The sequence below is a fragment of the Neobacillus sp. 114 genome, assembly GCF_030127045.1.
Taxonomy (GTDB): domain Bacteria; phylum Bacillota; class Bacilli; order Bacillales; family Cytobacillaceae; genus Neobacillus; species Neobacillus rhizophilus.
In genome coordinates this window covers 4,477,473-4,491,642 of the sequence record NZ_CP126144.1, presented here as the reverse complement: position 1 = coordinate 4,491,642, position 14,170 = coordinate 4,477,473, and the positions used below count along the sequence as shown (strand labels likewise).

The 14,170-nt window shown below is 40.9% G+C and carries 13 protein-coding genes; 8 read left to right on the top strand and 5 right to left on the bottom strand.

Translation table 11 applies throughout. The features are described from left to right. The first annotated feature begins 3 nt into the window (after positions 1-3). The 6 genes from trpB to odhB all read left to right on the top strand — a co-directional run bounded on the left by trpB (position 4) and on the right by odhB (position 8,158). Positions 4-1,209, top strand: coding sequence for a tryptophan synthase subunit beta (trpB, locus tag QNN06_RS21800; RefSeq protein ID WP_213120525.1), 1,206 nt, complete (start codon positions 4-6; stop codon positions 1,207-1,209). After that, positions 1,206-1,985, top strand: a complete 780-nt coding sequence (gene trpA, locus QNN06_RS21795; protein WP_213120526.1) for a tryptophan synthase subunit alpha — start codon at positions 1,206-1,208, stop codon at positions 1,983-1,985. The genes trpB and trpA overlap by 4 nt, the downstream gene beginning before the upstream one ends. Positions 1,986-2,202: 217 nt before the next feature. Next, positions 2,203-2,610 carry a hypothetical protein gene (locus QNN06_RS21790; RefSeq protein ID WP_213120527.1) on the top strand — a complete coding sequence of 136 codons (408 nt, stop codon included), beginning with the start codon at positions 2,203-2,205 and terminating at the stop codon, positions 2,608-2,610. A 172-nt stretch (positions 2,611-2,782) separates the two neighbouring features. Beyond that, complete coding sequence (mnmH, locus tag QNN06_RS21785) at positions 2,783-3,853, top strand: tRNA 2-selenouridine(34) synthase MnmH (RefSeq protein ID WP_213120528.1); 1,071 nt, start codon at positions 2,783-2,785, stop codon at positions 3,851-3,853. Positions 3,854-4,032: 179 nt separating this feature from the next. Further along, on the top strand, positions 4,033-6,882 hold the full coding sequence (locus QNN06_RS21780; RefSeq protein ID WP_213120529.1) for a 2-oxoglutarate dehydrogenase E1 component: 2,850 nt from the start codon (positions 4,033-4,035) through the stop codon (positions 6,880-6,882). Next, positions 6,875-8,158: a 2-oxoglutarate dehydrogenase complex dihydrolipoyllysine-residue succinyltransferase gene (gene odhB, locus QNN06_RS21775; protein WP_213120530.1), complete on the top strand. Its 1,284-nt coding sequence runs from the start codon at positions 6,875-6,877 to the stop codon at positions 8,156-8,158. Before QNN06_RS21780 ends, odhB begins: the two co-directional genes overlap by 8 nt. Positions 8,159-8,212: 54 nt before the next feature. Here the strand turns inward: odhB and sda are convergent, their stop codons facing one another. Next, entirely contained in the window at positions 8,213-8,338 is a 126-nt protein-coding gene (sda, locus tag QNN06_RS21770) for a sporulation histidine kinase inhibitor Sda (RefSeq protein ID WP_372447641.1), read from the bottom strand. Positions 8,339-8,595: 257 nt separating this feature from the next. Here sda and QNN06_RS21765 point away from each other — a divergent pair, with 257 nt between their 5' ends. Together QNN06_RS21765 and QNN06_RS21760 are read left to right on the top strand one after the other, a co-directional pair. Then, positions 8,596-10,233: an AMP-binding protein gene (locus QNN06_RS21765; RefSeq protein WP_217037408.1), complete on the top strand. Its 1,638-nt coding sequence runs from the start codon at positions 8,596-8,598 to the stop codon at positions 10,231-10,233. A gap of 81 nt (positions 10,234-10,314) precedes the next feature. Next, positions 10,315-10,518 (top strand): DUF6501 family protein, encoded by a 204-nt coding sequence (locus QNN06_RS21760; protein WP_213120533.1) that lies wholly within the window; start codon positions 10,315-10,317, stop codon positions 10,516-10,518. A gap of 32 nt (positions 10,519-10,550) precedes the next feature. On the opposite strand, the gene QNN06_RS21755 is transcribed toward QNN06_RS21760, so the two are convergent. The 4 genes from QNN06_RS21755 to pflA all read right to left on the bottom strand — a co-directional run bounded on the left by QNN06_RS21755 (position 10,551) and on the right by pflA (position 14,125). Then, on the bottom strand, positions 10,551-11,129 hold the full coding sequence (locus QNN06_RS21755; RefSeq protein ID WP_213120534.1) for a YhcN/YlaJ family sporulation lipoprotein: 579 nt from the start codon (positions 11,127-11,129) through the stop codon (positions 10,551-10,553). Positions 11,130-12,140: 1,011 nt separating this feature from the next. After that, positions 12,141-12,917, bottom strand: coding sequence for a membrane protein insertase YidC (gene yidC, locus QNN06_RS21745; RefSeq protein ID WP_213120535.1), 777 nt, complete (start codon positions 12,915-12,917; stop codon positions 12,141-12,143). 21 nt (positions 12,918-12,938) lie between these two features. Beyond that, the gene (locus QNN06_RS21740) at positions 12,939-13,241 is read right to left on the bottom strand and encodes a hypothetical protein (protein WP_284035944.1); all 303 of its coding nucleotides are present in this window, start codon (positions 13,239-13,241) and stop codon (positions 12,939-12,941) included. A gap of 134 nt (positions 13,242-13,375) precedes the next feature. Next, positions 13,376-14,125, bottom strand: a complete 750-nt coding sequence (gene pflA, locus QNN06_RS21735) for a pyruvate formate-lyase-activating protein (RefSeq protein WP_217037407.1) — start codon at positions 14,123-14,125, stop codon at positions 13,376-13,378. Positions 14,126-14,170: the final 45 nt, after the last annotated feature.

Below are 14,170 nucleotides of genomic sequence, written 5' to 3'. Positions count from 1 at the left end.
TAGATGAGTACTTATACATTACCGAATGAAAAAGGACATTTTGGCATATATGGCGGGAAATTTGTTCCTGAAACACTAATGAAGGCTGTAACAGAACTGAATGAAGCCTACAACGAGGCAAAAAATGACCCGGAATTTCAAGCTGAGATTGATAGATTACTAAAGGAATATGTTGGCAGGGAAACCCCGCTTTATTTTGCGGAAAACCTGACAAAGCATGCCGGGGGGGCCAATATTTATTTAAAAAGAGAAGATTTAAACCATACTGGTGCCCATAAAATCAATAACGCGATCGGTCAGGCGCTGCTAGCTGTCCGTATGGGAAAAAGAAAAATTGTAGCGGAAACTGGCGCCGGCCAGCATGGAGTTGCCACAGCTACCGTTTGTGCACTGTTAAACCTTGATTGCATCATTTTTATGGGGGAGGAAGACATCAGGCGGCAGGCCTTGAACGTGTATCGGATGGAGCTTTTAGGGGCGAAGGTTGTCAGTGTAACATCAGGCAGCGCGACCTTAAAGGATGCCGTAAATGAGGCCCTCAGGTATTGGGTCGCCAATGTCGATGATACCCACTATTTATTGGGGTCCGTGTCCGGTCCACACCCATTTCCGGTCATTGTCAGGGATTTTCAAAGTGTCATCGGCATGGAAACAAAACAACAATTCTTAGCTAGGAACGGGAGCCTTCCTCATGCGGTCGTAGCCTGTATTGGGGGCGGAAGTAATGCGATGGGAATGTTCTATCCTTTTATCGATGATGAAGAGGTAAAACTCTTTGGTGTGGAAGCCGCCGGTCATGGCGTTGATACACCATTTCATGCTGCGTCGCTGACAAAAGGGAGACCGGGAGTCTTGCATGGAGCCTTAATGTACGTTTTGCAAAACGAAGATGGCCAAATTCAAGAAGCACATTCCATTTCTGCCGGGCTCGATTATCCGGGCGTGGGGCCGGAGCACAGCTATCTAAAGGACAGCGGGCGGGCTAGCTATCACTCGATAACTGATAAAGAAGCCCTTGATGCCTTTCAGCTATTATCGAAGCTTGAAGGAATTATACCGGCACTTGAAAGCTCCCATGCGGTTGCGTTCGCTGTAAAATTGGCTGGTCAGCTTGGAGCCGGCCAAAATATTGTAGTCTGCTTATCAGGGCGTGGAGATAAAGATGTGGATGCAGTCAAATCAAGACTTAAAGGGGGCAGCGGAAAATGAATCGAATTGAACAAGCTTTTCAACAATTGAATAAGGAAAACAAAAAAGCTTTTGTGCCTTATATAATGGCCGGAGATGGCGGCTTGGAGAACCTGCCTGAAAGGCTGGCACTGTTAGAAAAATTCGGGGCAACGGCGATTGAAGTGGGTGTTCCTTTCTCTGACCCGGTTGCTGATGGTCCTACTATTCAGCGCGCTGGTATAAGAGCATTACAAAATGGAACATCATTAAAAGGGATAATCAAGGAAATCACAAAAGCACGTGAATCGGTCACTATTCCTATTATTCTCATGACCTATTTAAATCCTGTTTATTCATACGGAATTGAGACATTTGTCCGTGATGTTCAAACGGCAGGTGTCGCAGGCTGCATTATTCCGGACCTGCCTGTGGATGAAGAGGCAATCATTGCCCCGCTGCTAGAACAAGCGGAAGTGGAATTGATTCGACTCGTAACACTGACTACACCAATCGAACGAATCAGAGAGATTTCTAATAAAGGTAAGGGATTCTTATATACCGTTACTGTCAAAGGGATTACAGGAACAAGAAACGAATTTGGTAATGAACTGCATTCATTTTTACAAGCTGTTAAGGAAGTTAGTCCAATTCCTGTATTAGCGGGCTTTGGCATCTCAAGTCAAGAGCAGATAAAGGAAATAACGAAGTATTGCGATGGAGTAGTAGTTGGCAGTAAAATTGTCGAGTACTTTGCCAATAACCAGCTAGAAGAAATGGAAGAATTCATGACAATTTATAAACAAACATTCGCATAAATTGAAGGAGGCGTCTAGTGATGATGCCTCCTTTTTTTTCGCTAATAGGAAAGGCATAATTTCAACTACGCCTCTGTCTTCGTCCTACCGGACTCGCCAATCGGCGAGTTTTCATTTAAGTAAAAATGTGTCAATTGTTACATCCGTTTTTTTTTATATTGATTATAATTTGCTCAAATGGGTATAAGAAATTAATATTCTTGAGGATGAGAAAAGTATGAGAGTGTCTGAAACAACCAAACAATTATATTCTTTAAGCGTTTCTTTGGAATGTTTTGAAGGGATTTCTCATCATGTCAGCATAAACTTTCTTAAAGAAAGGTTTGTTTATACCGAATGGAGAAATCAACCAGAGCAGCATCCGTTTTCACCCCTTCCCGTGTTTAAGCCAGGGAGCCTAGAGCAATTTAAAAGAAAAATTTACTCAATGAGAATTTGGGAATGGGAACCAACCTATCTAAAGGAAAATGGAATTGTACTTGACGGTAACTTTTGGACAGTAACCCTGAAAACACAGGAAAAAACCTACGAATTTGGCGGAATGGAGAGCTTCCCGGCTAATTGGGGAAGGTTTCTAAAGGCATTGGAGATGTTGGTTGGAGTACCGTTTGGTAAATTAGTATAATGTAAAATGTTGGATGGAAATCTTAATTTCTTGATAGGCTTGCTTAACTCCTATATAATTTGTATATAATTACTTTAATGAACTTGACTTCAAAAAACTTCCCGGATTGAGGAAGTTTTGTTTGTTTTTCATCAAAATATAGCAAAACAGTAGCTAGGAGTTTAATGTAAACATGAAGGAAATTACAGTAGAAGATTTATTGAATTTATCTAATCCAATCATTATTGACGTACGTTCACCAATTGAATTTAACGATGGCGCTATTGCAGGAGCCATTAATGTGCCTTTGTTTTCGAATGAGGAGCGGCAGGAAATAGGAACGATCTATAAGCACGAGGGCCAGGCAGCCGCAAAATGGCGAGCAATGGAATTGGTTTCGCCAAAGCTCCCCAGGATGTTGAGTGAAATTAAATCCTATTCCGAAAAAGGAGAACTTGTTGTTTACTGTTGGCGCGGCGGTATGCGCAGTAAAGCCGTCGCAACCTTTTTGGAATTTGCCGGAATATATGCATGGAGATTAATTGGCGGTTATAAAGCCCATCGTCATTATATCCTTGAGAAAATTCCAGCAATGGTTCCGAATCAGGCTGTTGTCATTCACGGAATGACCGGGGTTGGTAAAACAGAGGTTTTAAAGCAATTGAAAAAACAAGGTTATCCTATTTTGGATTTGGAAGAAATGGCTGCCCATCGGGGTTCTATATTTGGAACAATTGGTCTTGGAGAAGGCAATAATCAAAAAACATTCGATTCCCTATTATTTGCTGGGCTTCGGGAAATTCAGGGCGCGGATTATTTCCTGGTTGAAGCCGAAAGTAAGCGAATTGGTAAGGCCGTACAGCCTGAAGAATTGATGGATATTAAATTTAAAGGACTAAACATTTATATCCATTCCCCTCTTGAGCAGCGGGTAAAGCACTTGGTATCTGAATATGTTTTACCATACAAGCAAGAGTCCTGGTTTCATGAAAAAATCTCTTTAGGAATTGAAAAAGTCATCAGGCGTGTTAAAGATCAGGAAATTAAAAACATGCTTTGCAAATTCTTAAAAGACCGGAATTATCACGATATGATTACCATTTTGCTCGAGCATTATTATGATCCCCGCTACACTCATGCCAGACAGGACTATATAGGGGATTTTTATGATATTTTTGCAGAAGATCCTTCGGATGCTGCTGAAAAAATTGCCATAAAGCTGGAAGAGCTTTCTTTTTTTCCTGTTATTTCAGTTAATTCATAAGTATTTTGCCTTAACTTAGCACACGTTTTCGAACGTGTGCTTTTTTCTTTAATTACGAAATTTTTTGTTCGTGAATGACACACACTAAAATGTAAACATTACATAAAGATATAGTGATTTTGGTTCATGCTGTATATTGTGAAAGTGAAATTTACATATGTTTTAAGGGGGATTGATGGATGAAGGGGCCAAATGAAAATAGAAAGGCTATTTTGGATGAATTCCTTGGTCCAAATTTAGGTTATGTCATTGACCAATTTGAAAGGTATAAAGAGGACCCAACTGCAATTGAACCGGAAATGAGAATGTTTTTTGAAGAAATGAATGATGAGGAATTTTCCTCCTTCGTATCTATTAAGCCTAATATTCAAGAGGGTGAACCGTTACAAACCGAAAAAATATTTGCTTCCATAAAACTTGCTGAAAATATTCGAACATTTGGCCATTTAGCTGCCAATATTTATCCATTGGGAAATTATACACCTGATATTTCTCATCTCGACCTCAATAGCTATGGCCTGACAGAAGATGATTTAAGGAGTCTTCCCGGGCAGATTATTTCTGAAAATGGACCGGTATCGGGCCAAACTGCATTTCATGCATATATGAAACTAAAAGAAGTGTATACAAAATCGATTGCATATGAATTTGATCATGTCCATGATGTCGCGGAAAGAAACTGGCTAATTGAAAGGATTGAAAATGGAAGGCTCCAGTCCCCGCTTCCAAAAGAGAAACGAATAGAAATATTAAAAAGGCTTACAGAAGTAGAAGAATTTGAAAAATTCCTTCATAAAACATTTGTAGGGCAGAAGCGATTTTCCATTGAAGGGCTGGACGTTATGGTTCCCATAATTGATGAAATAATTGCCGAGACCGTTCGGGATGGAGCGGAATTTATCAATATTGGAATGGCTCACCGCGGCAGATTAAATGTACTTGCCCATGTTCTAGGCAAACCATATGAGATGATTTTCGCCGAATTTCAGCATGCGCCAAATAAGGAGCTTGTTCCTTCTGAAGGGTCCGTTGGGATTAACTTCGGCTGGACCGGTGACGTTAAATACCACCTCGGGTTAAATCGGCAGCTTGCAGGTGAAAATGCAGTAAGGGCAAAAATTACATTGGCTAATAATCCTAGTCACTTGGAATATGTTGGTGCAGTGGTAGAAGGGTTCACGAGAGCAGCACAGGATGATAGAAGCGCATCGGGATATCCAACTGAAGATTATAAGACTGCCTTGGCCATTCTTATTCATGGCGATGCTGCTTTTCCTGGTGAAGGGATTGTGGCTGAAACCTTAAACTTAAGCAGTTTAAGAGGTTATCGTACCGGCGGAACGATTCATATTATCTCCAACAATATGATTGGATTCACAACTGAATCCCATGATTCACGTTCAACTAGGTATGCAAGTGATTTGGCAAAGGGATTTGAAATTCCAATCATCCATGTTAACGCCGATGACCCGGATGCCTGCATCGCCGCCGCTGTTTTAGCTGCCGAATACAGATCGGTGTTTAAAAAGGATTTCTTGATTGATTTAATTGGTTATCGTCGTTTTGGTCATAACGAGATGGATGAGCCGATGACAACCAGCCCGCAAATGTATACCATTGTTCAAAAGCATCCTACTGTGAAGGAACTTTACGGGAAGAAACTTGGCAATGAAGGGCTTGTAACGGATGAGGTTATCGCAAAAATTCAAAAGGATGTTCAAGAACGGCTTGTTAAAGCAAATGATAAGGTGTCTAGAATTAAGCATGATGAAGAAATAACGATACCGGAACCGCCATTATTCAATATACAGAGAGCAACATATGAAACAAAAGTGCCGCTTGAAACTTTGAAAAAAATGAACGAAGAGCTGCTGCAGTGGCCGCAGGAATTTAAAGTGTTTAATAAACTTGAAAAGATATTAAAAAGAAGAATAGAAGCATTTGATGAAACAGGGAAAGTCGATTGGGCTTTAGCAGAGTCACTTGCTTTTGCCTCTATTTTGGCAGATGGGGTCCCTATCCGCATATCAGGACAAGACACTGAACGCGGAACTTTTGCTCAAAGAAATCTAGTCCTGCACGATTATCAATCAGGTAAGATGTTTCTTCCTCTTCATCAATTATCAATGGCAAAAGCTTCCTTCGCCGTATATAACAGTCCCTTAACTGAAGCAGCGGTGGTTGGCTTTGAGTACGGCTATAACGTCTTTTCACCGGAGACTTTAGTGATCTGGGAGGCCCAATATGGGGATTTTGCAAATGCGGCCCAGGTTATGTTTGATCAGTTTATCGCGGCAGGGAGGGCAAAATGGGGACAGAAATCTGGATTGGTTCTCCTTCTTCCACATGGATATGAAGGACAAGGACCGGAGCATTCTAGTGCGAGGCTGGAGCGATATTTACAGTCTGCTTCCGAAAAAAACTGGGCAGTTGTCAATCTTACCACAGCAGCACAGTATTTCCATCTTTTACGCCGTCAGGCTGCTATGCTCGGTAAGGAGGAAGTAAGGCCCCTTGTGGTCATGTCTCCAAAAAGCTTATTAAGGAATCCGGTTGTATCGTCGTCCGGCTATGAATTAAGTGAAGGGGAATTTAGACCGGTCATCGAGCACTTTACACACTCCAGAGATCATCAAAAGGTCGAGCGGATTGTTATGTGTTCGGGAAAAATAGCCATTGACATCGCCGAGCAAACCAAGGATCCAAGCGGATTTGACTGGCTTCAGGTGATTAGGCTGGAGGAAATCTATCCGTTTCCGACAAAAGACTTGAAAAATATTTTTGCAAAATATCCGAATATAAATGAAGTGCTTTGGGTTCAGGAAGAGCCTAAAAATATGGGTGCCTGGACGTTCGTAGAACCACGGATTAATGAACTAATACCTGCTGGAATCAGGGTTGAATTTATTGGCCGCAGGCGCCGGTCAAGCCCTGCTGAAGGCGAACCAAACGTTCATAAATTAATCCAATCGAAAATTCTTACTGCTGCACTTTCAAGGGCTGAAGAAGGAGGATCTAGCCATGGCTGAAATTAAAGTCCCAGAGTTAGCCGAATCAATCACAGAAGGAACAATTGCTAAGTGGCTAAAAAACACAGGGGAACATGTTGAGAAGGGTGAATATTTAGTTGAATTGGAAACGGATAAGGTCAATATCGAAATCATATCCGATTTTTCCGGTACCCTGACAGATCAGAAATTTTCTGAAGGAGACACCGTACGTGTCGGAGAAACAATCGCTGTGGTTGAGGAGGGCGTGGGGCAAGCCGCTCCTGCTGCTGTCTCAGAACCGGCTCCACAGCTTCAAACTGTAGTCCCAACAGAGGTTCCACCTGCACCGCCGAATAATACAGGTCCGGTTGAGAGGTCTGGTATACAGCAGGATAGAAAAGAGGAATCAGGAAAGCGCCCAATCGCTTCGCCTGCTGCCCGCAAACTAGCTAGGGAGAAAGGTATCAATTTACAAGAAATCCCGTCATCTGACCCATTAGGAAGATTAAGAAAACAAGATGTCTCATTATTTCAGTCTGGGATGAACCCTGCTGGACCGTCAGCTCCTAAAAGGGAAACATCAGTGGAACCAATGAAAGTTGAAAATCCGGCAAAACCAGTTATCAATGAGAGAATGTCCAGACGTCGCCAGACCATTGCTAAGCGGTTGCTCGAGGTAAAGCAGTCAACCGCCATGTTAACAACTTTTAATGAAATTGACATGACAGCGGTAATGGACCTGCGAAAACGCCGAAAGGATAAATTTTTCGAAGAGCATGATGTTCGGCTGGGCTTTATGTCCTTCTTCACAAAAGCTGTAGTTGCTGCATTGAAAAAATACCCTTATTTAAATGCAGAAATTCAAGGCGATCAAATTTTAGTTAAAAAGTTTTATGATATTGGCATTGCTGTAGCTGCAGAAGAAGGTCTAGTAGTACCGGTTGTTAGAGATGCCGACCGAAAATCATTCGCTGAAATTGAAAGTGATATTATGCAGCTTGCTGAAAAAGCAAGAGCAAATAAATTATCATTAAAGGATTTACAAGGAGGCACCTTTACGATCACGAACGGTGGGGTTTTCGGGTCATTACTTTCAACGCCAATTTTAAACGGGCCGCAGGTAGGGATTCTTGGCATGCACACAATCCAGCTTCGCCCTGTGGCGGTTGACAAGGACAAAATGGAGAATCGCCCGATGATGTATGTTGCCCTTTCTTATGATCACCGAATTGTCGATGGCAAAGAGGCTGTAAGCTTTTTAAGTACAATTAAGAAACTCCTTGAGGACCCGGAAACGTTACTGCTTGAAGGGTAATATGTAAAATTAATTAGAAAAACCGCTGATAATCGGATCAGCGGTTTTTAATGTCTAGCGATTTTTAAATGGTCTTAATCCACGTCGTTCAATTTCATCTTTAAGAATTTTTATCCATTCCTTTTCCTTACCAGACTTCAATGCATCCCGATACGAAAGAATTAGCTGTTCATTACTCATAATCTTCAATTAAGAATGCCCTCCTTGGAAAATGGATTGAATATTCAGTTTTTACTATTGTAATGGTTTACAATTGATTTGAGAACCCTAACTGATAAAAATTTCACAAATTTGTCATTCTTAATTACGGGCTATGTTTACTATAATTGGAAATACTATATTTGAAAAATATTGAATATTCACAAAAATATGTTAACATACATTTTGTAAGCGTTTTATTTTATTGAATAGTTAAGTGTTTTTAGGGGGTTGTAAGGATGTCGGAATTATTAACTGTAACAGTTGGAGAACTGTTAGAAGAAAAAGCAAAATTACACCCAGAGCATGAAGCAGTCGTGTATTCAGACCGGAATCTGAGATGGACCTACAGCAGGTTCAACCAAGTTTGCCGGACCGCTGCAAAAGGCTTAATGAAGCTTGGAATCGAAAAGGGAGAGCATCTTGCAGCATGGTCGACAAACACTCCTGAGTGGCTGATTACCCAATTTGCTACCGGAAAGATGGGGGCAGTACTGGTTACGGTAAACACAAACTATCGAACAGCAGAATTGGAATATCTTTTAAAACAATCAGACTCTACTACGATTATTTTAATGGATAAAATGAAGGATTCTTCTTATGTCGATATGCTTTACGAAATTGCACCTGAATTAAAAACTTCAGAACCGGGCAGGTTGAAAAGCAGCAAGCTGCCATTTCTTAAGAATGTCATCATATTGGGGGAGAAGAGATACCCGGGTACCTTTTCATGGGAAGATATTATTCGCTTAGGTGAATTGGTTTCAGATCAAGAACTGGATGACAGGATGAACTCACTTGAACCGGATGATGTGATTAACATGCAATATACTTCAGGAACCACAGGTTTCCCCAAGGGGGTTATGCTGACCCATAATAATATTGTTAATAACGCCTTAAATATTGCAAATTGCATGAAGCTGACCGTTCAAGACCGCCTTTGTATACCAGTTCCATTTTTTCACTGCTTCGGATGTGTTCTTGGCACGATGGCTTGCATGACTGTAGGAGCTACCATGGTTCCGGTACAGGAATTCAGCCCGAAAAAGGTACTTCAGACGGTTCAAGATGAAAAATGCACGGGTCTTCACGGTGTTCCGACCATGTTTATCGCGGAACTGAATGATCCTGAGTTTGAAAAGTATAACCTGTCGTCCTTAAGAACCGGGATCATGGCTGGATCGAATTGTCCGATTGAAGTCATGAAAGCCGTTATCGAAAGGATGGGGGCCACGGAAATTACGATTGCCTATGGACAAACAGAGTCCTCACCGGTGATTACCCAGACGCGGACAGATGACCCCATTGAATTACGGGTAGAAACAGTCGGAAAAGCTCTGCCAAATGTTGAGGTGAAAATCGTTGAACCGGGAACGAGTAGGGAAGTGCCGCGTGGAGTTCAGGGTGAGCTTTGCACCAGAGGCTACCATGTCATGAAAGGCTACTACAAAAATATCGAGGCAACGACACAAGCGATTGATCAAGAGGGCTGGCTGCATACAGGAGACTTGGCGGTCATGGATGAAAACGGCTACTGCAAAATCACTGGACGTTTGAAGGATATGATTATAAGAGGCGGAGAAAATATTTATCCGCGTGAAATTGAAGAATTTTTATATACAAATCCCAAAATTTTAGATGTCCAGGTGGTAGGAATCCCTGATGAAGTGTATGGGGAAGAGGTAATGGCCTGGATCATTTTAAAAGAAGGGGAAGCGGCAAATGCTGAGGAGGTCAGGGAATTCTGCAAAGGGAAAATCTCGAAACATAAAATCCCGCGGTATATAGAATTTACTGACTCCTATCCAATGACAGCGTCGGGGAAAATACAAAAATACCGGTTAAGGGAGAAGGCCAAAGAAGTAGTGAAAAGATAATATTTTCAATGTTGTTGCACGATACCGGCCCTTTTGATTATACTTAAACTTGGACAATCGAGAAAAAAGGACGGTGAAAGCATGATTCATCTGAAATGGCGTGAACGCGAAACGATTAAAAAAGTTAAATGTGTGCATACAAACGCTGAAAAATATATGGTAAAAAACATGTTGACTGTTGGAAAAGTGTACGATGTAAAAAATGAAACGGAAGAATTCTATTACATTATTGACAACTCCGGCAAAATTGGCGGATTTTATAAGGATTATTTTCAAGATGCATAGAAAATGCCTGGCACTTTAAGCCAGGCATTTTTCTATTTTGCATCCGGGAATACTCGTCGGATGGTATCTGTAAATTCGTCAAAAAAACCGGAAACTGGCCGGCCTTTCCGGACGTCTCTTTCAAAACGATTCATTCGTTCATAAAAATCTGGATTAACGGAAACATAGACGTTATCAATATCTGGATCCACTAATTTAACTGTTCTAGAAATCGTATCTTTGATATTGGCTGTAAGTCCATTTCGTGCCGTACGTTTCAGTTTTGCGGCAACATAGGCATTATGATTCGCGACGATAATATTGGCGTGATTTACCTCAGGCAGGTCCGATACCTTGCGGGCTGCTTCCTCGGCAACACGCATCTTGGAACCCGTAGTACTTCGCACATTTGTCCCACGGATATCTTGTTTGTTTATATTTCTATCCAATTCTTGATTGCTGACATCAACACCTGAAATGGCCGGCCCGCCGTGATTTGGAATATTATATTTTTCATTACCAGGGTTTACCTCATTACGAACAGCCGTATCGTCATTCACATCATTTCGCGCACAGCCAATTAAGCACAGAGTAAACATGATGGAAGCAGTAAAGAAAAGTCTTAATTTCATTTTTTGCACTCCTTTATTTAAGGTTACAGAATTAGGTTTCCAAACATAAAAATAAACTATCCAGTGAAAAAGAAAAGAAGCATCACTGACGATGCTTCTCTTGCTGTCGAAAAACTATCGATAGCCTTTTATTTTATTCGCCTTCATTAATGATTTATCGAGTTAATTTATTTTAATGTAATTAATAAAAAGGCTTTTCAACAAGTCTGTTGATTGGCGCTCCAGGCACTTCGCTTTCCGCGGGCGTGACGGGGAGCCTCCTCGTCGCTTCGCTCCTGCGGGGTCTCCTGCCCCGTACTCCCGCAGGAGTCTTCGTGCCTTCCGCGCCAAACAACAGGTGTATTCAATAAAGTCCTTCAACTCCAATAAAATAAGTGGTCAATTTAATGTTTAAGTCAAAAGAGTATAGCTAAAGTGAATATGAATTTGTTTCTATTGATGAATTGGTTCCAGATGACCACCTTCTTCGCGTATTAACAAATACTGTGATTTATCGTTTCTTCCTGAAAAAGTTCGTCCATTTTATAGTCAGAAAAAATGCTTTATTAATTTAGAAAGGAAAAAATTGACGAAGCTTAGCAGACTCAAAAGAGCTACATGGGATTTGTAACTGTCGGTTACGGGGATTGAATAATGGAAGAGAACAGGCTCTCCTTACTAAAGTCTGTCAAAATATAGAAAGTACTGCAACTCACTTATCAAGGCTGGAAAATGTGTGTTGCAATACTTTCTGTTGATTTGCCTCCCTGTTGATTGGAGCGGAGGGCATTCGACTCCTGCGGGATATTGAGGACACTGGAGACCCCGCAGGCGCCCTAAGCGCCGAGGAGGCTCCAGGTCCTCCCCGCGGAAAGCGAATGCCTGGAGCGGAAATCAACAGGCCCAATAGCATGGACAATCAATAAAAAAAACGGTAATTTAGGTTTAGACAAAATAAAAAATTGCCGAGAAAAATACCATTTCTCGACAATCTGAGAAGCATCGGTGACGATGCTTCTTTTAATGACTAGGTTATTTTGCCTGTGCTTCTGCAGGTTTTTTTGCATACAGCTTTTGACTAATTAAAGTTTGAACAGTCAGGAACGTTCCCCCCACAACCCAGTAAAGCGGCAGAGCGGCCGGTGCACTGAAAGAAAACATGACGATCATAAGTGGGGACATTAACCCCATAAATTTCATTTGTTGACGCTGCTGTTCTGGCATGGTTGACTGAGAAACTCTAAATTGGAAATAATAAATAATCCCTGCAATGATAGTGATTACGATATCAGGATGCCCCAAACTAAACCATAAAAATTTATGGGAAGCAATTTCTTGGGAGCCGCGAATTGCATAGTAAAAGCCTGTTAAAATCGGCATCTGAATAAGAATTGGAAGGCAGCCCATATTTAATGGGTTAACACCATGCTTTTGATATAGTCCCATCATTTCAGCTTGCAGTTCTTGTTTTTTCTTTGGGTCCTTTTCGGCCTTCATCTTCTTTTGAATTGCATCCATCTCAGGCTTTAAGGCATCCATTTTTTCTTTCATATGCATTTGATTTTTATATTGTCTAAGCATTAACGGCATTAACACAAGCCTGATGATTAAAGTTACGAAAATAATCGCCAGTCCATAGTTTCCGCTAAAAACTTCTGCGAAGAAGTGAATAATTTTTGCAAATGGTTCAACAAAGTAGGTATGGAAGAAACCATCATTTTTCCCGCTTGGCTGGGAAGAGCATGCAGATAATAGTAATACAGAAAAAGATAGAATAATTAATAGTAACGATGATTTAAGTTTTTTCATATTTCCTCCTAAAGGTATGATTTAGTAAAGATTAGCGAATAAGAAGGAAATTGGCTTTTCAGAATCATCGTCCCGGAAACACGCTTTTCTTCGCATAAATTTAACGATTCTTATTAAAATAAAACTAATCGTTAAACTACTTTTTTTCTTATAAAAAAACAGCGGGTGAATAATTTTGGAGCCGTATGGGTTCGAAAGCGAACCAACTGATGAGGATTCTACACCCCAAGCCCACAAATTTTTAAAAACCAGTCCTAGATAAATACTCATATAAAGGGCTGTTAAAGTATTAATATCCGAATGATCGATTAATAATTGAAACAAACATTTCACCTCGCATCAGGTAACCAATGATATGAGTATATAAGAGAATAGCCAAATAATCAATTATTGTTGTGATGTTAATGTTTGGGTCTAAATGTTCATGAAAAGTAAAGAACACTTACTCCCGGAAGGAATTAGTGTTCTTTAGGTTTTTGCCAATGTGCAGTTAACATTGAATGGGCAAAATTAACTTTCTCTTCGCTTGGCGGTTCCACATCCTTTAAAGGGTATTCATGGCCAAGTGCTTCCCATTTATAAACGCCCAGTTTATGGTAAGGGAGAATTTCAATTTTTCGAACGTTTTCAAGTGTACCAATGAATTCACCAAGATTCTTCAAGTCTTCCTGTGCATCAGTTACAGATGGAACTAAAACGTGACGAACCCAAATCGGGACATTTCGGTCTGATAAAAACTTGGCAAACTCGAGAATATGGTCATTTGCCATACCGGTCAACTGGATATGCTTTTTCCTGTTTATATGTTTCAAATCAAGCAATATTAAATCGGTGTAAAGTAACAGTTCTTCAAGCTGTTCGATGAACAGCTTGGAATGGGAAAAGCAGCCCCCGGAGGAATCGATGGTTGTATGGATTCCTTTCTTTTTACACTCCTTAAATAATTCAATGAGAAAGGGAACCTGCAGGAGGGGTTCACCGCCGCTAACGGTAATGCCGCCTCCTGAGGCTTGGATAAATGGTAGATACGATTCCAAGTCATCCATGATTTCGGAAACTGTCATATCCTTTCCAGTGCCGATTTCCCAAGTATCGGCATTATGACAAAATTGGCAGCGCAGCAGACAGCCTTGTGTAAAAATTACATAGCGGATTCCTGGCCCATCTACGGTTCCTAATGTTTCAATAGAATGAATGTTTCCGTTCATGGTGATTCTCCTCTCATTAAAAGCGCAACTAAGCCTCATGAACCG